The sequence below is a fragment of the Reinekea sp. genome, from assembly GCF_982785585.1.
Map to the genome: position 1 here is coordinate 107,295 of NZ_CEYAVF010000004.1, position 22,913 is coordinate 130,207.

At 51.6% G+C, this 22,913-nt stretch carries 18 protein-coding genes and 3 tRNA genes; 14 read left to right on the forward strand and 7 right to left on the reverse strand.

Features of this window, described 5'->3' with window-relative positions; genetic code table 11:
* Nucleotides 1-11 precede the first annotated feature (11 nt).
* The gene (locus AC4FIC_RS03105; protein WP_100257152.1) at nt 12-788 is read right to left on the reverse strand and encodes a sulfite exporter TauE/SafE family protein; all 777 of its coding nucleotides are present in this window, start codon (nt 786-788) and stop codon (nt 12-14) included.
* A 235-nt stretch (nt 789-1,023) separates the two neighbouring features.
* Here AC4FIC_RS03105 and cysB point away from each other — a divergent pair, with 235 nt between their 5' ends.
* On the forward strand, nt 1,024-1,998 hold the full coding sequence (cysB, locus tag AC4FIC_RS03110; protein ID WP_100257151.1) for an HTH-type transcriptional regulator CysB: 975 nt from the start codon (nt 1,024-1,026) through the stop codon (nt 1,996-1,998).
* Here the strand turns inward: cysB and AC4FIC_RS03115 are convergent.
* Complete coding sequence (locus AC4FIC_RS03115; RefSeq protein ID WP_273285810.1) at nt 1,992-2,705, reverse strand: phosphoadenylyl-sulfate reductase; 714 nt, start codon at nt 2,703-2,705, stop codon at nt 1,992-1,994. The two genes, cysB and AC4FIC_RS03115, sit on opposite strands and share 7 nt — an antisense overlap.
* Before the next feature lie 269 nt (nt 2,706-2,974).
* Between AC4FIC_RS03115 and thrH the strand changes: the two genes are divergently transcribed.
* Nucleotides 2,975-3,592: a bifunctional phosphoserine phosphatase/homoserine phosphotransferase ThrH gene (gene thrH / locus AC4FIC_RS03120; RefSeq protein WP_100257149.1), complete on the forward strand. Its 618-nt coding sequence runs from the start codon at nt 2,975-2,977 to the stop codon at nt 3,590-3,592.
* A gap of 52 nt (nt 3,593-3,644) precedes the next feature.
* On the opposite strand, the gene AC4FIC_RS03125 is transcribed toward thrH, so the two are convergent.
* Nucleotides 3,645-5,036 (reverse strand): anthranilate synthase component I family protein, encoded by a 1,392-nt coding sequence (locus tag AC4FIC_RS03125; RefSeq protein WP_158524335.1) that lies wholly within the window; start codon nt 5,034-5,036, stop codon nt 3,645-3,647.
* Between the two features lie 123 nt (nt 5,037-5,159).
* On the opposite strand from AC4FIC_RS03125, the gene AC4FIC_RS03130 reads away from it, so the two are divergent.
* The 9 genes from AC4FIC_RS03130 to AC4FIC_RS03170 all read left to right on the forward strand — a co-directional run bounded on the left by AC4FIC_RS03130 (nt 5,160) and on the right by AC4FIC_RS03170 (nt 13,032).
* A complete protein-coding gene (locus AC4FIC_RS03130) occupies nt 5,160-6,101 on the forward strand; it encodes a DegV family protein (RefSeq protein ID WP_100257147.1) in 942 nt (313 codons plus the stop codon).
* Between the two features lie 201 nt (nt 6,102-6,302).
* On the forward strand, nt 6,303-7,694 hold the full coding sequence (locus AC4FIC_RS03135) for a PhoH family protein (protein ID WP_100257146.1): 1,392 nt from the start codon (nt 6,303-6,305) through the stop codon (nt 7,692-7,694).
* Between the two features lie 76 nt (nt 7,695-7,770).
* Complete coding sequence (uvrY, locus tag AC4FIC_RS03140) at nt 7,771-8,415, forward strand: UvrY/SirA/GacA family response regulator transcription factor (protein ID WP_100257145.1); 645 nt, start codon at nt 7,771-7,773, stop codon at nt 8,413-8,415.
* Nucleotides 8,416-8,451: 36 nt separating this feature from the next.
* A complete protein-coding gene (uvrC, locus tag AC4FIC_RS03145) occupies nt 8,452-10,287 on the forward strand; it encodes an excinuclease ABC subunit UvrC (protein WP_273285809.1) in 1,836 nt (611 codons plus the stop codon).
* Nucleotides 10,288-10,369: 82 nt separating this feature from the next.
* Nucleotides 10,370-10,921, forward strand: coding sequence for a CDP-diacylglycerol--glycerol-3-phosphate 3-phosphatidyltransferase (gene pgsA, locus AC4FIC_RS03150; RefSeq protein ID WP_273285808.1), 552 nt, complete (start codon nt 10,370-10,372; stop codon nt 10,919-10,921).
* Between the two features lie 103 nt (nt 10,922-11,024).
* Nucleotides 11,025-11,099, forward strand: a tRNA-Gly gene (locus AC4FIC_RS03155).
* Between the two features lie 137 nt (nt 11,100-11,236).
* Nucleotides 11,237-11,310: transfer RNA gene (locus AC4FIC_RS03160), tRNA-Cys, on the forward strand.
* 139 nt (nt 11,311-11,449) lie between these two features.
* A tRNA-Leu gene (locus AC4FIC_RS03165) sits at nt 11,450-11,536 on the forward strand.
* A 260-nt stretch (nt 11,537-11,796) separates the two neighbouring features.
* Complete coding sequence (locus tag AC4FIC_RS03170) at nt 11,797-13,032, forward strand: NAD(P)/FAD-dependent oxidoreductase (protein WP_273285807.1); 1,236 nt, start codon at nt 11,797-11,799, stop codon at nt 13,030-13,032.
* Between the two features lie 31 nt (nt 13,033-13,063).
* On the opposite strand, the gene AC4FIC_RS03175 is transcribed toward AC4FIC_RS03170, so the two are convergent.
* The 4 genes from AC4FIC_RS03175 to AC4FIC_RS03190 all read right to left on the reverse strand — a co-directional run bounded on the left by AC4FIC_RS03175 (nt 13,064) and on the right by AC4FIC_RS03190 (nt 16,385).
* Nucleotides 13,064-13,522: a hypothetical protein gene (locus tag AC4FIC_RS03175; protein WP_100257141.1), complete on the reverse strand. Its 459-nt coding sequence runs from the start codon at nt 13,520-13,522 to the stop codon at nt 13,064-13,066.
* 105 nt (nt 13,523-13,627) lie between these two features.
* Complete coding sequence (locus AC4FIC_RS03180) at nt 13,628-14,116, reverse strand: DUF934 domain-containing protein (RefSeq protein ID WP_100257140.1); 489 nt, start codon at nt 14,114-14,116, stop codon at nt 13,628-13,630.
* Nucleotides 14,100-15,761 carry a nitrite/sulfite reductase gene (locus AC4FIC_RS03185; protein ID WP_100257139.1) on the reverse strand — a complete coding sequence of 554 codons (1,662 nt, stop codon included), beginning with the start codon at nt 15,759-15,761 and terminating at the stop codon, nt 14,100-14,102. Before AC4FIC_RS03185 ends, AC4FIC_RS03180 begins: the two co-directional genes overlap by 17 nt.
* 429 nt (nt 15,762-16,190) lie before the next feature.
* Complete coding sequence (locus AC4FIC_RS03190; protein WP_100257138.1) at nt 16,191-16,385, reverse strand: DUF2970 domain-containing protein; 195 nt, start codon at nt 16,383-16,385, stop codon at nt 16,191-16,193.
* Nucleotides 16,386-16,589: 204 nt separating this feature from the next.
* On the opposite strand from AC4FIC_RS03190, the gene AC4FIC_RS03195 reads away from it, so the two are divergent.
* The 3 genes from AC4FIC_RS03195 to AC4FIC_RS03205 all read left to right on the forward strand — a co-directional run bounded on the left by AC4FIC_RS03195 (nt 16,590) and on the right by AC4FIC_RS03205 (nt 22,853).
* Complete coding sequence (locus tag AC4FIC_RS03195; protein ID WP_100257137.1) at nt 16,590-21,407, forward strand: NAD-glutamate dehydrogenase; 4,818 nt, start codon at nt 16,590-16,592, stop codon at nt 21,405-21,407.
* Between the two features lie 126 nt (nt 21,408-21,533).
* On the forward strand, nt 21,534-21,776 hold the full coding sequence (locus AC4FIC_RS03200) for a DUF2835 domain-containing protein (protein ID WP_100257136.1): 243 nt from the start codon (nt 21,534-21,536) through the stop codon (nt 21,774-21,776).
* A gap of 63 nt (nt 21,777-21,839) precedes the next feature.
* On the forward strand, nt 21,840-22,853 hold the full coding sequence (locus AC4FIC_RS03205; RefSeq protein ID WP_273285803.1) for a quinone-dependent dihydroorotate dehydrogenase: 1,014 nt from the start codon (nt 21,840-21,842) through the stop codon (nt 22,851-22,853).
* Nucleotides 22,854-22,913 lie beyond the last annotated feature (60 nt).

Sequence of the window (22,913 nt, forward strand, 5' to 3'; positions counted from 1 at the left end):
CGGTCACAGGCCTAAAACAACGCATACTTGAGGCCGAGTAGCATCAGTAGACTGGCCAGTATCGGATGCATTAGTTGACCCGGGATGCGACTCGACAATGCACTGCCGACATAGATGGCCGGCAGTGAGCCGGCCAACAAACAGGCTAGCAGGACAAAGTCGACATTGCCCAAGCGCAAGTGAACCAGGCCGGCAATAAAGGTCAGGGGTACGGCATGGGCAATATCGGTACCGACTATGTTCTTAGGCACCAAGTAGGGGAACATAATCATAAGCACGGCCGTGCCGATCGCGCCTGCGCCCACCGAGCTGAGCGTGACAAAGGCTCCCAAGATAATACCAACGCCAATCAACCGCCATGAACCACCAGAGGCATCTGCCTGGGTGTTTTGTCGACGGCCGTAAAGGGCTGAAATTCGGGTCCGAAACAAGAGCGCAATGGATGTCAAAATTAGCATAAAGCCGAGCGCACTTTTCAGCAGCGGGGCGTAGTTTTCGGGCGAGTCCGACCAGGCGGACAAAAGAATGCCGGTCACAACGGCTGCGGGCAAGCTGCCCAGCGCGAGATTGCGCACGATGGTCCAATTAACGTGGCCCTGCCTGTGGTGGCTGATTAGGCCGCCGGTCTTGGTCAGGGCGGCAAACCAGAGATCAGTGCCGATCGCGATGTGAGCCGGAAAACCAAAAAGGAGTAGGGCAGGTGTCATGAGTGCGCCACCCCCGACGCCGGTGATGCCAACTATCAGGCCAATAAGACCACCTGTAAGGACTAAAAAAAGGATTTCCATATGTATAAAAAAGGCATAAATTGAATGTGTCAGTCAATCTAACTGTTATTTGCTACTTCTAAAAAGAATAGTTAATGATATTTATATAACTAATTTGCAGGTTAGACAGTAGGTTGGTTACTATCCCCGTAACCACTGAGAAGTTTAATGTGTCATCTGGATGTTCAGTGATCAATTTATACTTCAACAGCCAGCTTTATTGACATAAAAACATTGCCATACAAGGATTGCATCAATGAAACTTCAGCAGCTAAAGTATATTTGGGAAGTAGCCCACCACGATCTTAATGTCAGTGCCACGGCTCAGGTACTCTATACCTCGCAACCGGGCATCAGTAAGCAAATCCGTCTCTTGGAAGATGAGCTGGGTATTGAAATCTTCGCCCGCTCTGGCAAACATCTAACTCGTATCACTCCGGCGGGCGAGGCTGTACTCAAGGTGGCTGGCGAGATTCTGGGTAAGGTCGATTCGATCAAGCAGATTGCCCAAGAATACAGTAACGACAAGAAGGGCAGTCTTAGCCTGGCGACAACCCATACTCAAGCCCGATATGCCTTGCCGAATGTTATCGAAGGGTTCATTCACGACTACCCGGAAGTGTCCTTTCATATGCATCAGGGTAATCCGACACAGATCGCCGAAATGGCCGCCGATGGCACCGTTGATATGGCAATTGCCACCGAGGGTATGGACCATTTTACCGATTTGGTCATGATGCCCTGTTATCGTTGGAACCGCTCAATAGTGGTTCCCAAGGATCATCCGCTGGCGCAAAAAAACACCATTTCACTGGAAGATGTCGCCAATTACCCGTTGGTAACCTATGTTTTCGGTTTTACCGGTCGGTCCAAGTTGGACGATGCCTTTTTACAGCGTGATTTAAAACCTAAGGTGGTCTTTACCGCAACCGATGCCGACGTGATCAAGACTTACGTCCGACTCGGTCTGGGGGTTGGAATTTTGGCGCATATGGCCATCGACCCCGAAACCGATCGAGATTTGGTTAGCATCGACGCCAGTCATCTGTTTGAGGCCAGTATTACCAAAATTGGCATGCGCAAGGGCACCTTTCTACGCGGTTTCCAGTTCCGTTTTATCGAACGCTTTGCCCCTCATTTGACCAAGACCGTAATCGAGCAGGCGATGCGATGCAGCAGTCGTCATGATCTCGACGAGTTGTTTAAAAACACCCCGTTACCAACCTATTGAGCCTTCTCGGCATGTAAGCCACACTCTTTTTGTGTGGCTTCTTCCCACCACCATCGACCTTCCCGTTCGTGCTGATTGGGCAGAGTTGCCTGGGTGCAGGGTTCACAACCAATACTTTTGAAGCCTTGTAAATGCAGCGGATTGAACGGCAGTTCGAACATCTTGATATAGTTCCAGACATCGGCCGATGACCAGTTAGCGAGCGGGTTATATTTCATCAAGACCGCGTTTTGGCCGCTAAAGAGCGTATCCGGTTGCACCACCGGCACCGTGCTGCGAGTGTTCGGGCTCTGATCTTTGCGTTGCCCGGTAATCCAAGCGTCCAAAGGCAACAGGGCTCTAGTGAGGGGTTCTATTTTGCGAATGCCACAACATTCCTGATGACCGTCGGTAAAAAAGCTAAACAAACCCTTCTCCTGCACCAGCGCCTGCAGCGCAACATGATCCGGAGTGAACACCTCGATATCGATCTTATAATGATTGCGTACCTGCTCTAGGTAGCGATAGGTTTCCGGGTGCAGACGCCCGGTATCGAGCGTAAAGACCCGGGGCTTGGCGCTGAGTTTACTAATCATATCGACCAACACCACGTCCTCGGCACCGCTGAATGAAACGGCGATATCGGCGTGATCGGCCACGGCCCGTTTGATAATGTCACGCGGGGATAGGGCGCTCAATTCCAGTTGATAGTTAAGCAAGTCGTTCATTAGAGGCGATCCGAAAACATAAAAGTGATCCAAAAGGTACCATGACGCGGCGTAAAAATTAAATACCCGTATAAGATAACCTTATTACATAACCTGATCGAATAACGTGAAACCTGAGATGTTCCACGTGGAATCATTTAATTGAAGCCTGTGTCAGGCTATCTGTAGGCCTGTCGGCAACACTACAATTCACTTTTTACTGTTGCTCTAAGATCTAAGTGGCTCTACATTAGGCCCATTATTAACCTAACCTTCTGGGAGTGTGTGCTGTGGAACTGGCTTGTCTGGATTTAGAAGGGGTCTTGATCCCCGAGATATGGATTGCGTTTGCCGAAAAAACCGGCATCGAAGAGCTCAAGGCGACGACACGGGATATCCCCGACTATGACGTATTGATGCGCCAGCGATTGGCCATCTTGCAGCAACACAAGCTCGGTTTGCCTGAGATTCAAGCCGTTGTAGCCACCCTAAGCCCGTTGCCCGGCGCGCCTGAATTTGTCGATTGGCTGCGTGAACGCTTTCAGGTGGTAATCTTATCGGATACTTTTTACGAGTTTGCCCAGCCATTGATGCGTCAGCTGGGCTTTCCAACCTTGCTGTGCCATAAGTTGGAGGTATCTGCGACCGGCGAAATCGTCGACTATCGAATTCGTCAGGCAGATCCCAAGCGCTGTTCGATTCAGGCGTTTCATAGCCTGAAATATCGCTGTATTGCCGCGGGTGACTCTTACAATGATACCAATATGTTAGCCGAAGCCGAGGCGGGCATTCTGTTCAATGCACCGGCTAATGTGATTGCGGAATTCCCGCAATTCCCAGCAGTGACCGGTTATGAAGCCCTCAAGCAAGAGTTCTTAAAGGCCAGTGTGCGCGACCTGACGCTGTAAAATAGCGCTAAACCCTATAGGCGACCGATACCGTCGGGCGCCTATGTGACTTCTAAGGTCTGAGCGCCGCCATGATGGCGTGGACCTTCACCTCGCTTTCCGCATATTCCGCTGCACATTCACTGTCGTAGACTATTCCGCCGCCGCCGCTGCAGGTCAGGGTGTCGTCTGCCAAGCTGACGCTGCGAATCAGAATATTGCTGTCCAAATAGCCGTCGCCCGCTAAAAAGAAACTGCAGCCGCAGTAGTGTCCGCGTCGGGTGGTTTCCACTTCGTCGATAACGGCCATTGCGCGTTTTTTCGGCGCGCCGGTAATAGACCCGCCTGGGAACGCGTCACGCAACACGTCGAGTGGGTGCGCGCTATCCTTTATTTCTGCAACGACTGTGCTGACCAGATGGTGGACGTTGTTAAAACTCTGAATCTCGAACAGGCCAGTGACCTGCACCGAACCGGGTTTGGCATGGCGGGCCAAATCATTGCGCAACAGATCGACGATCATCAGATTTTCGGCGCGATCCTTCTCACTATTGAGCAGCTCTTGCCGGAATAATTCATCCTGTTCCGCGTCCCGACCCCGTGGTCGCGTGCCCTTAATTGGCTGGGCCTGCATTCGGCCTTGGCGAATCTGAATAAACCGTTCCGGCGATACACTCAACAAGGAGCCGCGCCGGTGTCGATGAAACATGGAAAAGGGCGCGGGCATGGCACAGATCAGTTGCTGATAAATTTCCCAATCGGGCAAGCCGGCAGCGCTTGTCGACCATTGTCGTGTCAGGTTGGCCTGATAGACATCGCCGGAGACAATATAGTCCTGAATGTGTTGGAAGGCCTCGGTATAGCGCCGTTCAGACATGTCACAGCTCCATTTCGACGCGGTATCGGGCATCAGGCTCGGAGCCGTGTTAGCTGACCTTGAGGCAACGACTGCTGGCGTGGCTGGGCGCTGAGCGGTGAGTTGCTTGACCAAGGCCCGCGCCCGCGCAGCGATCGCCGGCGGACAATAATCTTGCACCACCAAAAAGGCCCGCTGCTGAGTATGGTCTATACTAATAGACCAGTCATACTGCCCGACGATGGCCAGTGGGGCCCCGTGAGATGGGAATTGAGAGGGCACCTTGTGCAATTCCAGACCGAAATCATAACTTAGGTGGCCGGCCAAACCACCGCCAAAGAGGATGTCCGTATGGCCCTCTATTTTTGGGCAATGGGTCTTCAAACAGTCAAAAAAATCGCCCGTTAACGCGCGACTGTGGCCGGTGTGATCGGTAACCCGGATCTGTTCTTGGCCAAGGTATTGGTACTCCACCGATGGCCAGGCTGAGAACCACTCGCTGTCGGTCGATTGGGAGCCACTGTGGAACCAGATCAATCCGGGTTGACTGGCAAGAAAATCGATACCGAACCGATCGTCTGGGGCATAGGGGATGGGTAAAAGGTGCAACAGAAAATCCTTGATTGGGCAAAATGGATCGTAAGCCAATTGGCAGGCTGATGATGCGGGCCGCATTAACGGGCAATTCCCATTAAGAGCAAATGATAACCATAAAAAGAGGCAATTACACCGATGAGTATCGTTTTAATAGTTGATGCGGCCTGCGACCTACCCAAAGACTTCCTCGATAAGCGAGGAATTCATTTGCTGCCCATTTCGATTAAGGTGGATGATAAAATCTATACCGATGATAAGGACAGTAATCGCCTGCAAGCCTTTTATCGACAAAATTTGCTCACCTTAAGCCATGAAGCTGAATCGGCCCCCTACAGTAGCGAACAGATCCACCAGATCTTTATGCGCGAGATTGTCCCGCACGTTGATTTTGGTCTGGTACAGACGGTGAGCAAAAAAAGAAGTGCGATCCATGCCCATTGTGTCGAGGCCCAGCGGCTCATTCAACGATCCTGTCGCGGGCCCAAGGCGCGCGGAGAAACCAACCGCATGTTCAGCATGAGGGTGATGAATTCCGGCACCCTCTTTACCGGTCAAGGCGTATTGGCGGCCTTTACGTCGGATCTAATTGCCGCCAATAAAAGCCGGCACGATATTTTGCGCTTGGCCGAAGCCTTTAAACGCAAAATATACGGCTTTGTTATTCCGCCCGATGTCGCCTATATCCGCGATCGCGCCCGCAAGCGAGGCGAGACCAGTTTGAGTGCCTTGGGCGCCTTTGTCGCCAAGTCGTTTTCTATAAAGCCGATCATACAGGCGAAAAACGACGAAACCATGCCGATCGCCAAGGTCCGAGGTTTCGACCAGGCGGTGAATCGGCTTTTTGCCTACGGCATCAACCGCATTAAAATCGGCCTCCTATCGCCCTATGTGGTGGTCAGCATTGCCGGTGACGAGGCCGATTTAAAAAGATTTGACGGTTTCCTGGAATTAAAGGCGGTGGCCAAACTCCATCAGGTTGAGTTGATTACCTGTGTAATGGGCCTCACCAGTGGTTTAAATGTTGGGCCGGGCGCGATCAGCTTGGCCTTGGCGGCCGAAGACCATACTTTTTCATAACCTGCTCGACCTGAATCGGGCTAGAGCGGGTGCTTAGCAGCGGCGGGCCCTGCGGGTAAGCCGGGTTCGACCTAGGCTATTGACGGGCTAAAGATGAATCATCGGGCCTGCTTCGGTAAGAATTTTTTGGCTTGGCGCGATGCTAAGCCGTCCCCAGGACACACCTATGGATGCTGCACTGGGCCTTTAGGGGTATGACATATGACCAAAATGCCGTTATCCGACCTGCGCTGCTACGCCGTTGACACCAATGTTCTGATTCACGATCCCAACGCCCTATTTAAATTTGAAGAGCATCGTGTGGTCATACCGATGGTGGTGCTGGAAGAACTCGATAAGCTCAAGGTGGGCAACACCGGCTTGGCCGCCGATGCGCGCCAAGCCGTGCGTACCCTCGATACGCTACTCGGCGCGGCAAGCCCGGCCGAGATCATGGCCGGGGTGCCGATTATCCGAGCCGGCGGGCAGGCCCTAGGAGCCATTTCGATTCTAATGCCCACGCACCAAGACGGCCTGGGGTTACGGCCGAACAGCAACGATAATCGAATTATCAACGATCTCTTGATGCTGCAGCAGCAGACCGATCTCGGCGAGGTGGTGCTGGTCACCAAAGATATCAATATGCGCCTCAAAGCCCGTGGTGCTGGGCTATCCTCGGAAGACTATCACAATGATCAATTAATCAGCGATCTCGACTCCTTAGCCACCGGATACCATCATGTGGTGGGCAGTTTTTGGGCGCAGATTGAGGCCTTGGAGCCTCAGCAAGTGGCTGGTAGTGGCTACCATCTGATGAACAAAACCACTCTTCAGGCCATTCTTGAGCGTACCGCCTACGTTAATCAATTTATTTACGACGACAAGGAGTTTGTCTGCCGAATCTGCCGAGAAGATGGCGATCAGGTCGCGATCGAATTGCTTAATACTAACCTATTAATGCGTCAAAAAGCCTGGGGGCTCGCTCCAAGAGATCTGTTTCAGGCGATGGCCTTGCAGCTTTTATTTGACCCGGAAATTGATCTGGTGGCCTTAAATGGACCGGCTGGCAGCGGCAAAACGATTTTAGCCCTAGCCTGTGCCTTAGAGCAAACCATGGAAAGCAAGGAATACCGGCGCATCATCGCCACGCGCAGCACCCGCGGTTTGGACGAAGAAATAGGCTTCTTGCCCGGTTCTGAGGCCGAGAAGATGCAGCCCTGGTTAGGCGCCTTTACCGACAACCTGGAAGCCTTACACGCCGAAGACTTCGACCCTGGCAGCAGCGCCGACTATGTCGGCGCTAAGGTACCCCTACAGTTCAAGAGTCTTAACTTCATCCGCGGACGCAGCTTTCAACAGAGCTTTCTAATTGTCGATGAAGCGCAAAATCTGACGCCACATCAGATCAAGACCATCGTTACCCGGGCCGGGCAGGGCACCAAGGTAGTTTGTTTGGGTAACTTGGCGCAGATCGACACCCCCTACCTGAACTCGACCAGTTCAGGCTTGACCTATATGAGCGAGCGTTTTAAGGGTTTTCAACATGGTGGTGCCATTAGCCTGCGCGGGGTCGCGCGCAGTCGCTTGGCCGCCTTTGCTGAGACTCACCTCTAATGTTAGCGACCGAAAAGAGCTTTCCTAACAAACTAGCCCGAAGTATGATGCTTTGGCTTACCAAGAGGGCACCGTCATGGTTGAAATCATAGTAATAGATGATCATGATTTGGTTCGTTTTGGTCTGGTACGCCTCTTAGCCGATGTCGCCGGCATTCGCGTTGTGGCCGACGGCAATAGCGGCCAACGCGCGGTTGACCTGGCCAAGGAGTATGAGCCGGATGTCATTCTGATGGATGTCCGCATGCCCGGCATGGATGGCATCGAGGCGACGAAAAAAATTCAACGCCTGTTTCCGGAAATTAAAATCATTGCCGTCACGGCTTGCGATGATGACCCATTTCCCGCCCGCCTGTTGCAGGCCGGCGCGTCCGGCTACCTAACTAAGGGTGCCTCGACAGACGAAATGATCCAGGCGATTAAAACGGTTATGGCGGGCAAGAAATATTTAACGCCGACCATCGCACAAAAATTGGCCTTACAGAGCCTCGGCGTCTCGGATAATCCCTTTAATGATCTGTCCGATCGTGAAATGCAGATTGCGACCATGATCTGTTCGTGTAAAAAGGTGCAGGCAATATCCGACACCCTCTGTTTGAGTCCCAAGACCGTGAACACTTATCGGTATCGAGTATTTGAAAAATTATCGGTAACCAGCGACGTGGAACTCACGCATCTAGCCATTCGCTATGGATTACTGGAGCCTCAAGAAATGGTCTAATCGGATCATTCTGTTTATCTGACTTAAAGCGATTGCATGCCTGAAACCACAACGACTGTTTTTGATCCTAAATCCTTTCTACGTAATCTAACGACTCGTCCTGGGGTCTATCGGATGTATGCGAGCGATGGCCAGTTGCTCTATGTTGGCAAGGCGAAAAACCTCAAGAGCCGCGTCTCCAGCTATTTTCGCGCCAGCGGCCTAACCAACAAGACGGTCGCCTTGGTCAGCAAGATACAGTCGATTGAAATTGCCATCACTCACAGTGAAACCGAAGCCCTCCTATTAGAACAGACCCTAATCAGCAAGCATCGACCGCCTTACAATATTTTACTGGTCGATGATAAGTCCTATCCCTATCTAAAATTGTCAAAACAGCACAACCGGCCTGGTCTGTATTTGCATCGTGGCGCGCGCAACACCCAGGATGAGTATTTCGGCCCGTTTCCCAGCGCTACGGCAGTGCGCGAAAGCCTAATTTTACTGCAAAAAGCCTTTCGCATCCGCCAATGCGAAGACAGCGTTTACGCCAATCGCCAAAAACCCTGTCTGCAGTACCAGATTAAGCGCTGTAAGGCCCCCTGCGTCGGCCTGGTCTCGGACGCCGAATATCAACAAGATCTCGACAAAACTCGGGCCTTTTTGCAAGGCAAAAGCCAGGAGTTAATCGACACCATTGAGATCGAAATGGATCAGGCGGCCGCGCAATACGATTACGAACATGCCGCGGAGTTTCGCGATCAGCTGATGTTTTTGCGCAAGGTCCAAGAGCAACAATATGTTTCCGGGGCCAAGGGCAATGTCGATGTCTTTGCCGTGGTCAAACAAGCCGCCGGTGTCTGCATCCATTTTTTAATGGTGCGCGATGGACGCATGATCGGTAGCCGGAGTTTCTTTCCCAAGCCAGGTATCGAAGATGATGAAAAGCTGATTATGACCGGTTTTTTGGCGCAATATTATTTGGTTCGTCAGCATGGTGACTGCCCCAGTCAGATCCTTTCCAATGTACCGATCCCCGATGCCCAATCTCTGGCTGCGGCGATTAAGGAGCAATATCACAAGAGCGTGACGATCCAAAGCGCCGTGCGCACCACCAGTGCCAAGTGGTTAGATCTGGCGCAGACCAATGCCGCGGAACAACTGCAACTGCGCATGTCGCATGGCGTTCAGGTAACCCAGCGCTTAGAGGCCTTACAGGAGGTGCTGAGCCTGGAACAGATTCCAGAGCGGATCGAATGTTTCGATATATCCCATTCCAGCGGTGAAGCCACCACTGCGTCTTGCGTGATCTACGATCGCGATGGACCCAATAAGTCGCTTTACCGCAAGTTTAATATTGAAAATGTCGCCGCCGGTGATGACTATGCGGCCATGGCGCAAGCCATTCAACGGCGCTATGCCCGGCTGCAGAAGGAAGAAACCCGATTGCCCGACCTGTTAATCGTCGATGGCGGTAAGGGCCAGATGAGTATGGCCCGTGAGGTTATGAACGAGCTGGGTATTGCAATTCCGCTGTTAGGGATCGCCAAGGGGGAAACCCGGAAGCCGGGCATGGAGACCTTGTTTTTTGAAACACCGGATCAGGTCATTCTGTTACCAAACTTTTCACCGGCCCTGCATTTGATCCAGCATATTCGCGACGAGGCGCATCGTTTTGCCATTACCGGACATCGAGCCAGGCGCGGCAAGGCACGTCTGGGGTCGGTCTTAGATGAGGTACCACAGGTCGGACCGGGGCGCAGAAGGGCACTGATCCGCCATTTTGGCAGCGCCATTGCGGTTAAGTCGGCCAGTGTCGATGAAATCACCAAGGTCAGCGGTATTTCCAAGACATTGGCTCAAGATATCTATAATTTTTTACATTCGGGCTAATCAAGACATTCTTGTGTACGGCGAGGTGTCCAAAGCCCCCTTAGAGTGTTTATAATGCCGCATCTTAATATGCGGTAACGTCATGAATATCCCAAATCTCCTCACCTTGCTCAGACTGCTTCTCATTCCCGTCTGTGTGGGTGTCTATTACTCGCCGTACGCTTGGGCTTATTTGGCCACTGCCATTCTCTTTACCATTGCGGCCATAACAGATTGGTTTGACGGCTATTTAGCACGTAAATGGGGTCAGATGACCGCTTTTGGGGCCTTTTTGGACCCGGTAGCCGATAAGTTAATCGTGGCCTCCGTCTTGGTTGTCTTGGTTGAACGCCATGAAACGGTCTGGTTAACCATTCCGGCGGTCATTATCATCGGCCGTGAAATTGTTATTTCGGCGTTGCGCGAGTGGATGGCCGAAGCCGGCAAACGCGCCAGTGTGGCCGTTAATATGCTCGGCAAGCTGAAAACAACGGTACAGATGGTGTCGATCATTGTCTTGCTGAGCCAGGTGCCGGGTACCATTATTGCCAATTTGGGATTGGCGGCCTTGCAGTTGGCTGCGGTTCTGACCCTCTGGTCGATGATTGTATATTTGCGGGCCGCCTGGCAGGATCTAAAACCAAAGTCGTCCTAAGTGCTTAAAATTTAAAGGAAAAAGTGTTTGACATTCGAGGGCGCTGGTATAAAATGCGCCCCACGTTGTTAGGGCGAAAGCCGCTAAAAACGGGATTTTTAACGCGGGAATAGCTCAGTGGTAGAGCACAACCTTGCCAAGGTTGGGGTCGGGAGTTCGAATCTCCTTTCCCGCTCCAAAAATCCGCTAGATCTTCGGTTCTACCAGTAAGAAGTAACTTGGTTTGTAACACCAGTTAGTAATTGTCGGCTCGATTGGCATTGCTTCATACTCTAAGGGCTGACCAGCGGCACACTGGTTAAAATATGCAAGTTTGGCGCGGTGGCAGAGTGGTCATGTAGCGGACTGCAACTCCGCGTACGCCGGTTCGATTCCGACCCGCGCCTCCACCCTTTCTCAGGGTTTAAATGAGTCTCAGAATTTTTAATCGTCATTTCCTGGTCTGTTGTTATTGCAACCAGTTTGCCGACGCATGACCACTGACTCCGTGGTAAAAGGAGTAGTCAGACGGCGACGTCTAAGTCTCTTGCGGGTGTGGTGGAATCGGTAGACACACAAGACTTAAAATCTTGCGACTTAACAGTCGTGCCGGTTCAAGTCCGGCCACCCGCACCATCTTCATCCTCCTCTAGCGTCATTCTATTGCTTAAGGCCTCCGCCTCTAGGCGACTTTTGTTGTCTGCTTGGAAAATGCGCAGTTATATCGTGCCGACGACGGGCTTCAGCTATTCAAGCAGGATCCTCGTTGCTACTCAAAAGGTGGCTGGACTTGTCGGTGCAGCAGTGACACTCTGCTCATCAGTTGCCCTCTGTGCGCAACAAACAGTCGGCGGTGCGATGACGGCCCGTTTATCAATACTTTTTCGAGGTTGCCCATGGCGCAGCACACTATTGTTGGCGGCGGAATCATCGGTTTGATGTGCGCCTACTATCTGTCTGAGGCCGGTCGCCAAGTGACGGTAATAGATCGCTTGGTACCGGGCGACGACGGCCAGGCCTCATACGGTAACGCGGGGGTCCTGGCGGTGGGCAGTGTTATGCCGCTGGGTGAGCCGGGTTTAATCTGGCAAGGCTTGAAGATGCTGGTCACGGCCGACTCCAGCCTATCTATACCCTGGCGTTATCGCTTGGCAATCATGCCTTGGTTGGTGCGCCTGTTACGCGAGTCGAGCGCGCATCGGCAGGATCAAAATGCCCAGGCGATCAGCCAATTAAATGCCTTGTCGAACCGCAATTGGCGCGCACTGATATCGGACCTCAATCTGCAGGATGAATTTCGCGATAGCGGCTGGTTGAAGTTGTTTGAAAGCGATGCCGCCATGGCTGCCATGGCGACTCAAAAACCTTATCTGGACGCCGTTGGGCTGAGCTATCAACAATTGACCGCCGATGAAGTGCGTCAACTCGAACCCTCATTGGGCCACCAGTTTCGCCACGGCATGTTGCAAAGCCAAGCGCAAACCATACGCCAACCGCATAGGCTCTTGATACGCTTGGCGGATCAGTTGCAGCGCCGGGGGGTGATCTTCCTGCAAGGTGAAGCCCGCGAAATCAAGCCGGAAGCGGACCAGTTTGTCGTCACCGGTCCAGATCTCAAGCATCGCTGCAGCGCCTTAACGGTCTGTGCTGGGGCCTGGTCACAGCGCTTATTGGCCACCCTGGGTGATACTTTCCCCCTGGAAACAGAGCGCGGTTATCACCTGCAGTTTAGCGGCCACAGTGAACTCTCGCGTTCGGTGATGCATATGGAAAAACATCTGGTGCTGTCGCCTATGGATGACGGTTTACGGATGACCGCTGGAGTAGAATTAGCCGGCTTGGACGCCCCGGCGGACTTTGCTTGGGTGCGCCGTAAAGTGGCCATCGCGCGGCAGATCTTGCCCTCTGTCGACTTTACCGAACAATCGACCTGGCTAGGTTTTCGGCCCTCGTTACCAGACTCCGTTCCGGTCATCGGCGCCCATCCGCGTTGGCCGAACCTAACCCTGGCCTTCGGCCATGGCCACCTAGGGATGACTCAGAGTGCCGCCACTGGGCATTTGCTCGCGCAAACGATTCAAGGGCTACCCAGTGATATTCCAATCGGGCCTTATCGAGCGGACCGGTTTTAGCCGGTCTAGCTTCTGATACTTATGTACTAAATTAAAAAGCTATTTCCAGCTGTTGATCCCGGAATTGTGCCTGGTTGCCGGCCGAAAACACCAAGGCTTGGCAGCCTAGGGGCGACTCATTTAATAACACCTCGGGCAGCTCATCAACGCTGTTTGACCACACCGCCACGATCGAGCTTTTGCCATTTTGCACGCAACGTTGGATATATCGAGTTGTGGCCTCACTGTTTTGGGCCAAGCGGATAATCCGAACATAATAGTCCCCGAGCCCAATTTCATTCAGATACTGATCATTGGGAATGAAGGGTGGATTGATTAGGGTAACCCATTGACGCTTATTAGCGTTGGCGCGCATCGATGCAATCAGATGGTGCCATTGATTCAGTAATGGGGAGTCATAGGCATGGAACTCCACAAAGGATCTGGCTTTTTTGCCCATGGAGAGCAAAAAGTGTTGGTTAAGCTGGGCATGTTGCTGAGCGGCTATCATATCGACCTCTATACTGTATGAAATTCCAGTACCTGTATTTATATACAGCTTTCAGTGGGAAGTCAAAAAAAAGAGCCCGTTACGGCTCTCTTTATTGGCCGCCGCTTAGCGACGTCGAAAGAGCGGTTGGCTTTGTTGCACATCGGCCTGATAATTGACGGGCAGGGCGGCTCGTATTAACAAGGCTGTCTGTTGCTCTGCGGCACTTCGGCAAGCAAAGGCATTAAAGCCACAGCGCTCTAAATAGCCGACTTGGTCGGGCATAAAGTCTCCGGTAGCACGTATTTCACCGCTATAACCAAACTGCTCGCGCAGTTGACGGGCGTAACTGAAGGCACGGCCATCGGCGACCTTACCGAACTGAAAAGCGACCACGGCAATCGTTGGCAAATAGTCTATTAGACCGCTTAGGTCTTCATTTTCCCGAATATAAACCCCCAGTTCGGCCGTTGCTTGGCAGAGCTCAGGCCCCCGTTCGGTCCACAATGAAACCGGCAGGAGCGATCCGTTGGGCAGGTTAGCACTGTAATCGCCTGCAAGTATTTGCCAAGGGTCATGAGCGATCCGTACCCCGTCCTTAATGAGATGGTGCATAAACAGCCTCCTTAAAAGGTGTTAGCCCGATGCGCTGAACCACGTCGATAAAGGGTTCTTGCGGCTGACGTTGGGCTAAGAAGACATCTATCACCTGCTGCACGACCTCGGTAATATGGTCGGCCTTAACTGAAGGCCCCAATATCTTGCCTACTCGACCATCGATGCCGCTATCACCGCCCAGTGAGACTTGATAAAATTCCTCGCCCTTTTTGTCGACCCCTAAGATACCGATATGGCCGATATGGTGATGGCCACAAGCGTTCATACAACCGGATATATTCAGATCGATATTGCCCAGGTCGTGGAGATAGTCCAGATCATCAAACTGTAACTGGATCGCCTCGGCTATGGGGATCGACTTGGCATTGGCCAGGGCGCAGAAGTCACCCCCAGGGCAGCAAATTACATCATTTAGGGTGCCAACCGTCGGATCGGCAAAGCCCAGTTGATCGAGTCGTTGCCAGAGAATCAGTAGGTCAGCTTGTTTGACGTCGGCGAGGATAAGGTTTTGTTGGTGACTCACTCGTAGCTCGCCAAAGGAGTACTGATCGGCCAAGTCCGCCACCACGTCTAATTGTTCCGCGGTCGCATCGCCAGGGGCATATCCGGTCTTTTTCAGTGCCAAGGTTACCGCGGCGTAGCCGGGTTGCTTGTGCGCCTCGACATTATAGCTCAACCACTTGTTAAAACCGTCGTGGGCAAAGCGCTGCTGCCCTAGCAGGTCGCTTTGATCGGTTAGGGCAGCATAGTTCGGATCGGTAAAGAATTGCCCGACTCGATCAATTTCAGCATCGGTTAGCGTCGCGGCGCCACCCTTATTGACCTGCCACTGCTCTTCGACCATAGCCTTAAAAGCGTCGATGCCGAGGGCCTTAACTAAAATCTTAATTCGAGCCTTGTATTTATTGTCTCGACGACCGTTCAGGTTGTATACCCGTAGAATTGCTTCCAAGTAGGTCAGCAGGTCTTCCTTGGGCAAAAAGGCGCGTATTTCTTGCCCAGGAAGGGGCGTACGCCCAAGTCCGCCGCCCACGAATACCTGAAAACCCACGACGCCATCGGCATTTTTAACCAACTGCAGGCCTATATCGTGGAAGCGGATCGCGGCCCTGTCGGTCGTGGTGGCTGCATTGACGGCAATTTTAAATTTGCGCGGTAAATAGGCAAATTCTGGGTGTAAGGTCGACCATTGGCGGATAATTTCACACCAGGGACGTGGATCTTCGACCTCATCGGGCATAACCCCAGCAAATTGGTCCGTGGTGGTGTTACGGATACAGTTACCCGACGTTTGTATCGCATGCATTTGCACAGCGGCCAATTCGGCCAAGATATCGGGTACATCTTCCAGCGCCGGCCAATTCAATTGAATGTTCTGCCGGGTGGTGAAATGGACATAACCCTTATCGAATTGCCGACTGACATCAGCAATGGTGCGCAACTGGCGAGCGGACATCAAACCATAGGGTACGGCGATGCGCAGCATCGGCGCATGACGCTGCACATAGAGACCATTTTGCAGGCGCAGCGGCAGAAATTCTTCGGGTTTTAAATCACCAGTCAGGAAGCGCTCCGTCTGTTCTCGGAACTGCGCAACGCGTTGATCAACGATTTGTTGGTCATACGAGTCGTAAACGTACATGTAGCACCCTCATCAGAAACGGAAATCAAGCCGATCGACCACAGCCGACCCTATATCCACGTACTATACAGAAGGTTCTTTATTCTCTGAAGTATTAAAGTTTCATAATTTAAGACGATAACGTTATATAAAGCGGGTTGCGGAACGTATCAAAAGCCTATTAAATGCTCTGCGAGCACCTACCTATAAGTCGGTGAAACGGGTTAGATCAAAAAAACAAGAAAGAGAGAGAATATGTCCATTAGCAAATCAAAAATGAGCGATTCACAAGCCGATGCGATTGCCGCGGTTGTTGTCATCTTTACCGTGGTTGTGACGGCCGTCTATTGGGTTGCTGGGGTCTAGATTCGCCACCTTGCATGCATTACAAAAAAAAGGGCTGAAGCCCTTTTTTTTGTTTCGGCCCGGCAGATTTTGCATGCGCAGCGCTTAGGCGACTATGCTTACCAGCGCAATTAAGCCACCGACAAACAAGACCGTAAAGATCAGGCCGCCCGCCACGAATGGCCAAATGCTCGGGCTTGCAAAGTCCTGTAGTCTATTTCGGTTGCTCTGGACACCAATAACAGCCGACAAAACACTTTTCGTTACTTGCCAAAATCCGGGTTTGTTCAACTTAATCATAAAGCACCTTTCGAATTAGCGACATTGAGCGACATTAACAATAAAAGTTGTGACAACTGTTACCAAAATGGCGCATATTCACAGTATAAGTCTATTGCAGGCATTTTATTGCACCTTGTTAAGATACAAAAGAATTTTTCGATATCCTGATGACGGCGTCACAGCGCCAGACAACTCGACTATAACAATAATACAGAGGCTATTATGTCCACAGTGCTAACGAACAGCCATGACGAATTGATGGAATCCTTGTTTCAACATCTCAGGTCGCACTTTCCTGAAGAGCATCAAAAGGATCTCAATAACCTCATCACAGGTCTGTTCCGCCACGCCGGTATGCGAGATTTGGTTAAGTACGATTTGTCCGATCTAGCCGGTATGGTCGTGACCCTTTGGCGCACACTGCAAGCAAGACCGTCTCACCGTGCCAGTATCCAGGTGATTAACCCCAATGTTGAAGAACATGAATGGCAAAGCCAGCACACTATAGTATCGATTTTGCACAATGACCTGCCATTCGTCATCGATTCCGCTCGCTTAGCGTTAAATAAGCTTGGCCTAAACATCCATGCCGTCTTCTACGGCACCTTTTCGGTTATTCGCACCGAGGCAGGCCAGTTCAGTGGCTTCGGGCCAGAAGGCACCAAGGAATTACTACTCTGTCTGGAAATGGACCGCACCTCTATTTCCGAGCAACGTCAGGCCGTCGAAAGCGCATTGTCTGAGGTGATGGACGACGTTATCTATGTCGTCGATGACTTCCCAAAAATGATGGCTAAAACCCAGGAAGTGGTCGCAGACCTTGAGCGCAAGAAATACCCATTCAGTGCGCAGGCATTGGCAGAAGCCAGCGTGTTTATGCAGTGGATCGCTAACAATCACTTCAGCTTTCTAGCCTATGATGAGTATGTTATCGAGGACGGCATGGTAAAGCAGGTCCCCGGGACTGAATTGGGCCTCTTTAAGAAGAACCACAATCGGCGCAGTGAGTCGATTGATGCCATGTCTCAGGAACGTCGAGATCATGTGTTTAAGCAGGAATTATTGATCTTTACTAAGTCCGGGCGCCGATCCACCGTGCATCGCTCGGCTTATTCAGACTATATATTGGTGAAAGAATTCAATGATCAGGGCGAAGTTGTGGGTGGGCGTCGATTTTTAGGGCTCTATACCTCATCGGTTTACAATGAAACACCGCAAAACATCCCCGTTGTGCGCCGTAAAATACTTAAAGTCTTGGTTAACAGCGGCTTCACCGCCGGCGGTCATGCTTACAAAGAGCTTGCCGCAATCCTCTATAATTTCCCACGTGACGAGTTGATTCAAAGCGATGAAGATACCCTGTTGCGGGTGTCCAGCGACGTGCAATCGATTCAGGAACGGAAACAGATTCGCTTGTTTTTGCGTAAAGATGCTTACGGAAAATTTCTCAATGCGGTCGTTTATATGCCCAGAGATATTTTCAATACCCAAATTCGGATTAAGGTTCATGACATGTTGGCGGAATATTTTTCCGTCGAAGGGTCAGATTACACCACCATTTTCAGTGAGTCGGTGCTGGCTCGATCCCGCTTTGTCTTTAAATTAGCCGCACCACTTGATGTGTTACCGCCGGTAGAGCTGTTGGAGAGCCGGATCGTGCAGATTGCCAAGCGCTGGACCGATGACCTGCAACATGCATTGGTAGAGTCCTTTGGCGAAGAGAAGGGCATCCGTCTCTATCATTCTTACGAGTATGCCTTTCCATCTGGTTATACCGAAGAGTACAGCGCGCGCGTTGCGGTGGCGGATATACAACGGATTGAGAGCTTGCACACTAATCCGGATGAACAGATTACGCTGAGTTTTTTCAGCTCCATCGAACCCAACGGTTCGATACTCAAGATGAAAATATTCAACAAGGGCCAAGCGCTCCTATTGTCGGATTTAATACCTATCTTAGAAAATCTGGGTTTAAAGGTTATCGATGAATTTCCTTTCGATATCAATCACCCGGAAAATGGCTGCACCTGGATCTATGACTTTAATCTGCTCTATGAACCCGATGCCAACCTAGATCCGGCCCAATATCGAGAAGAATTTTCCAAGGCGTTCTTGAACGTTTGGAAGGGTCGCGCCGAAAACGATCAGTTTAACCGACTTATTTTGCGCGCCAAATTAACCTGGCGTGAAGTGGCCATGTTGCGCGGCTACGCCAAATATATGAAACAGATTCGCTTCGGTCTTAGTCTGGAATATATAGCGGAGACCTTGATTCGTTATTCGGAACTGACTGACCACCTGTCGGAATTGTTTTCTGCCCGCTTCAATCCCGACAAGCAAAGCGATGTCGGCATGGTCGAGCGTTGGGTCGAAAAGATTGAACTGTTGCTCGAAGATGTCAACAATATCAACGAAGATCGCATTATTCGGCGTTATATTGAATTGATCTTGGCCACCGTTCGGACCAACTTCTATCAGGAAGATGCGGCCGGGCTGCGCAAGGAATATATCAGTTTTAAACTCAATTCCAGCCAAATCAGCGATATTCCCCTGCCCAAACCCAAGTTTGAAATCTTCGTCTATTCGCCGCGCATCGAAGGGGTGCATTTACGCGGCGGCAGTGTTGCTCGAGGCGGCCTGCGCTGGTCCGATCGAAACGAGGATTTCCGAACCGAAGTGCTCGGACTGGTCAAGGCCCAGCAGGTCAAGAATGCGGTTATCGTGCCGGTTGGTGCCAAAGGTGGCTTTGTTGCTAAGCAATTACCACCACCATCGGATCGGGATGCCTTTTTTAAAGAGGGCATTGCCTGTTATAAAACCTTTATTCGGGGTCTGCTCGATATCACCGATAACTTGGTGGACAATGCGGTCAGCCCGCCAAAACAGGTCGTCCGCTACGATAAGGACGACCCCTATATGGTCGTCGCGGCCGACAAGGGCACGGCGACCTTTTCCGATATTGCCAATAGCGTGGCAAAAGAATACAACTTCTGGCTCGGAGACGCCTTTGCATCGGGTGGTTCGTTTGGCTACGACCACAAGAAAATGGCGATCACGGCCCGAGGCGCTTGGGTTAGCGTACAACGTCATTTCCGCGAAATGGATATCAATGTCCAAGATGACCCCATTACCGTCGTCGGTATCGGCGATATGGCGGGGGATGTCTTTGGCAATGGTCTACTGCGCTCGCAGACGGTTAAGTTGGTCGGTGCCTTTAACCATATGCATATTTTTATAGACCCCAACCCGGATGCGGCCGTCAGTTTCAAGGAACGTCAGCGACTTTTTGACTTGCCCCGTTCCAGCTGGGAGGACTATAACGCTAAGCTGATGTCGAAAGGCGGCGGCATCTTCAGTCGCAGTTCGAAATCGATTCCGGTTAGTAAGGAAATGACGGCCCTCTTTGAACTGACGGTAAGCAAAATATCGCCTACCGACCTGATGATCGCCATGCTTAAAGCGCCGGTTGATCTGCTCTGGAATGGCGGTATTGGCACCTATGTTAAGGCCACATCGGAAAATCACTTGGACATCGGCGATAAGGCCAACGATGCGTTACGCATCAATGGCAATGAATTGCGCTGCAAGGTGATTGGCGAGGGCGGTAACTTAGGCTTTAGCCAGCTCGGACGCATCGAATACAATCTCAATGGCGGGCGCAGTTTTACCGACTTTATCGATAATGCCGGCGGGGTTGATTGCTCGGACCATGAAGTGAATATGAAGATCTTGTTGGACGAAATGGTCGCCAATGGCGACATGACCGTTAAACAACGCAACTCAACCTTGGAAAAGCTGACCGAAGACGTCTCTGAGCTGGTCCTGACGAATAACTACCGCCAGACCCAGGCCTTAGGCATAGCCTTCACTGAGTCCTTTCCGCGTGTTGAAGAATATAGACGCTTGATTCACAACCTTGAAGACGCCGGTAAACTTAACCGCGAACTGGAATTCTTACCCAGCGACGATCTAATTTCCGAACGTAAAGCCAATGGCTTCGGTCTGACTCGTCCCGAATTGGCCGTGTTGATTTCCTACGTCAAAGGCGACCTGAAAGAAGTCTTGGCAAAGAAAGAGCTGGCTAATGACGACTTCATTCGCGGCATCGTAGTAACCGAATTCCCAACGGCGATGCAAAAGAAGTTCGGCAAGATGATGAACGAACATCGCCTGCGTAAGGAGATCATCGCCACCCAGGTGGCGAACGATATGATCAACTATATGGGCATTACCTTTTTCAGTCGTTTGCATGAGAGTACCGGCGCATCGCCGATCGAGGCCGCGAAAGCCTATGTCGCGAGTCGCGAGATCTTCGGTTTGCACGACCTGTGGGCTGAAATTGAAGCCTTGGACCACCAGATCTCGGCCGATTTACAGTCGAAAATGATGCTCATCACTATGCGGATGGTGCGTCGCAGTTCGCGCTGGTTGATTAAAAACTTCCGTTCTGGCATCGACATCGCCAATGTGATTGCGCTTTTCAAACAACCGTTACAGGAAATGGCGGGCAGCTTAGAGCAGGTATTGTCGCCTGAACAAAACGATGTCTGGTTGGCCGATGCTCAGAAAATGATCGACGTCGGCGTACCCGAGAGCCTGGCCAAGCGCATCGCCGCCGCCGATCTGATGTATACCTCTCTGGGTGTGGTCGCTGTCGCGCAAAGCCTGAAGCGCGACTCGTTGGCGGTCGCTAACGGATATTTCCGCGTCGGTGAATCGCTTGGTCTGGAACTCTTTTCCCGACAGGTCAATTCTCTCAAGGTGATGACCCATTGGCAGGCCATGGCCCGCGAATCGTTCCGCGATGACCTAGAATGGCAACAACGTCGCATCACCCAGGGTTTATTTATCCAGATGACCGAGACCGATCAGCTCGAGACCACCGTAGACCGGTGGTTGGAGGACAATAAGATTCTGGTCGATCGCTGGTTGCGGATGATGAACGAGATTCGTGCCGTAAGCGAACCGGAATTCAGCATGTACAGCGTCGCGATTCGAGAACTGCTGGATCTGTCTCAGGCCACCATGCCGGAACTCTAAGTCCGGGCCAAGTTAGGGTACTGGCGCTGACCCTCGGTCGAGCAAAAGTGCCCTTGTTTTTTGCGTAACTTTTATTAGATAATAGAACCATCAAGCCTAATAGCGCTACTCGACAGAACCCTAACCATGCCCGCCATACCAGCCTCTAAAAGTACCCTAATTGTTGATCTGGTGATCAGCGCCGATGAATACCTAAAGCACTATAAGGGCTCAGTTACCCAGGTTTCAGCCTTTTCACAAGATGGCCGTCGGGTACGTTTTCCTACCGCAATTTTGCAACCCTTTGTAACGCGTGAAGGCATTCGGGGCAGCTTTGCCATTCATTTCGATGCCGAACACAAGTTCGTTAACATTGTGAAGGTCGGTTGATCCCGTTCTGTCAACCGCCGTCAAAGTCAGTATAATCCGGCTCACTTAGCCTGGGAGAAACACATGTATTCCGTCTTACGAAAAGCACTATTTTTGTTATCTGGTGAAACGGCACACGAACTCTCCATGGATAGCCTGGGAGCCCTGTCGCGGTTGCGTTTGACGGGCCTCTTACCCAAGCCCGCGCAGCAGAAAGCCGTCACTGTATTTGGCCTGGAATTCCCTAACGCGGTCGGTCTTGCCGCCGGCTTGGACAAGAACGGCGATTATATCGATGCCTTGGGGGCCTTGGGCTTTGGTTTTATTGAGGTCGGCACCGTGACGCCGAAGGCTCAACCGGGCAATGCCTTACCGCGTATTTTTCGCATCCCCGAAAAAGAAGCCATTATCAATCGCATGGGCTTCAACAATAAGGGGGTCGACTACCTGGTTGAGCGCGTCAAACGAACGACCTATAAGGGCGTTGTCGGTATTAATATCGGTAAAAACAAGGACACCCCCGAGGACCAGGCCGTGGATGACTATCTCTATTGCTTGGATCGGGTCTATGAGGTGGCAGACTATATAGTGATCAACCTGTCCTCGCCCAATACCCCGGGGCTGCGGAACCTGCAATTTGGCGATAATTTGAGTCAACTGCTTAGCGCCCTCAAGCAGCGCCAACAGGCGCTGGATCAAACCCTTAGGCACACCCCTATCTTGATCAAGATCGCGCCAGACTTAACCGATGAGGAGGTGCAGACATTGGCCAGCACCTTCAATGAACTTGAGGTTGAGGGGGTTATTGCCACCAATACCACTGTGTCACGCGAGGAGGTCAGCGGTTTTCAATATGCCGATGAGGCCGGGGGCTTGTCCGGTGCGCCGGTGCGAGAGCAAGCGAATCATGTTTTGAAGCTGTTTCGCGAACGACTCGACAGCAAAATACCCCTAATAGGGGTCGGCGGGATTATGTCGCCCCATGAGGCGGAAGAAAAGCTCAGAGTCGGGGCCGATTTGGTGCAGCTCTATACCGGCTTTATTTACCATGGTCCGACCTTGGTCAGACAGGCCATCGAGCGCGTGGCTCGGCTCTAATCTTAAAACAACGATCTTAGCGCCATAAAAAAAGCCAGCATTTGCTGGCTTTTTTTATCG

Bases quoted from the DNA above. Each gene is read 5' to 3' on its own strand.
- AC4FIC_RS03190 (WP_100257138.1), bottom strand. From the start codon at position 16,385: ATGATTAAGTTGAACAAACCCGGATTTTGGCAAGTAACGAAAAGTGTT.
- AC4FIC_RS03170 (WP_273285807.1), top strand. From the start codon at position 11,797: ATGGCGCAGCACACTATTGTTGGCGGCGGAATCATCGGTTTGATGTGC.
- AC4FIC_RS03185 (WP_100257139.1), bottom strand. From the start codon at position 15,761: ATGTACGTTTACGACTCGTATGACCAACAAATCGTTGATCAACGCGTT.
- AC4FIC_RS03200 (WP_100257136.1), top strand. From the start codon at position 21,534: ATGCCCGCCATACCAGCCTCTAAAAGTACCCTAATTGTTGATCTGGTG.
- AC4FIC_RS03105 (WP_100257152.1), bottom strand. From the start codon at position 788: ATGGAAATCCTTTTTTTAGTCCTTACAGGTGGTCTTATTGGCCTGATA.
- AC4FIC_RS03205 (WP_273285803.1), top strand. From the start codon at position 21,840: ATGTATTCCGTCTTACGAAAAGCACTATTTTTGTTATCTGGTGAAACG.
- pgsA (WP_273285808.1), top strand. From the start codon at position 10,370: ATGAATATCCCAAATCTCCTCACCTTGCTCAGACTGCTTCTCATTCCC.
- AC4FIC_RS03175 (WP_100257141.1), bottom strand. From the start codon at position 13,522: ATGATAGCCGCTCAGCAACATGCCCAGCTTAACCAACACTTTTTGCTC.
- uvrY (WP_100257145.1), top strand. From the start codon at position 7,771: ATGGTTGAAATCATAGTAATAGATGATCATGATTTGGTTCGTTTTGGT.
- AC4FIC_RS03130 (WP_100257147.1), top strand. From the start codon at position 5,160: ATGAGTATCGTTTTAATAGTTGATGCGGCCTGCGACCTACCCAAAGAC.
- AC4FIC_RS03115 (WP_273285810.1), bottom strand. From the start codon at position 2,705: ATGAACGACTTGCTTAACTATCAACTGGAATTGAGCGCCCTATCCCCG.
- cysB (WP_100257151.1), top strand. From the start codon at position 1,024: ATGAAACTTCAGCAGCTAAAGTATATTTGGGAAGTAGCCCACCACGAT.
- AC4FIC_RS03135 (WP_100257146.1), top strand. From the start codon at position 6,303: ATGACCAAAATGCCGTTATCCGACCTGCGCTGCTACGCCGTTGACACC.
- AC4FIC_RS03195 (WP_100257137.1), top strand. From the start codon at position 16,590: ATGTCCACAGTGCTAACGAACAGCCATGACGAATTGATGGAATCCTTG.
- AC4FIC_RS03180 (WP_100257140.1), bottom strand. From the start codon at position 14,116: ATGCACCATCTCATTAAGGACGGGGTACGGATCGCTCATGACCCTTGG.
- uvrC (WP_273285809.1), top strand. From the start codon at position 8,452: ATGCCTGAAACCACAACGACTGTTTTTGATCCTAAATCCTTTCTACGT.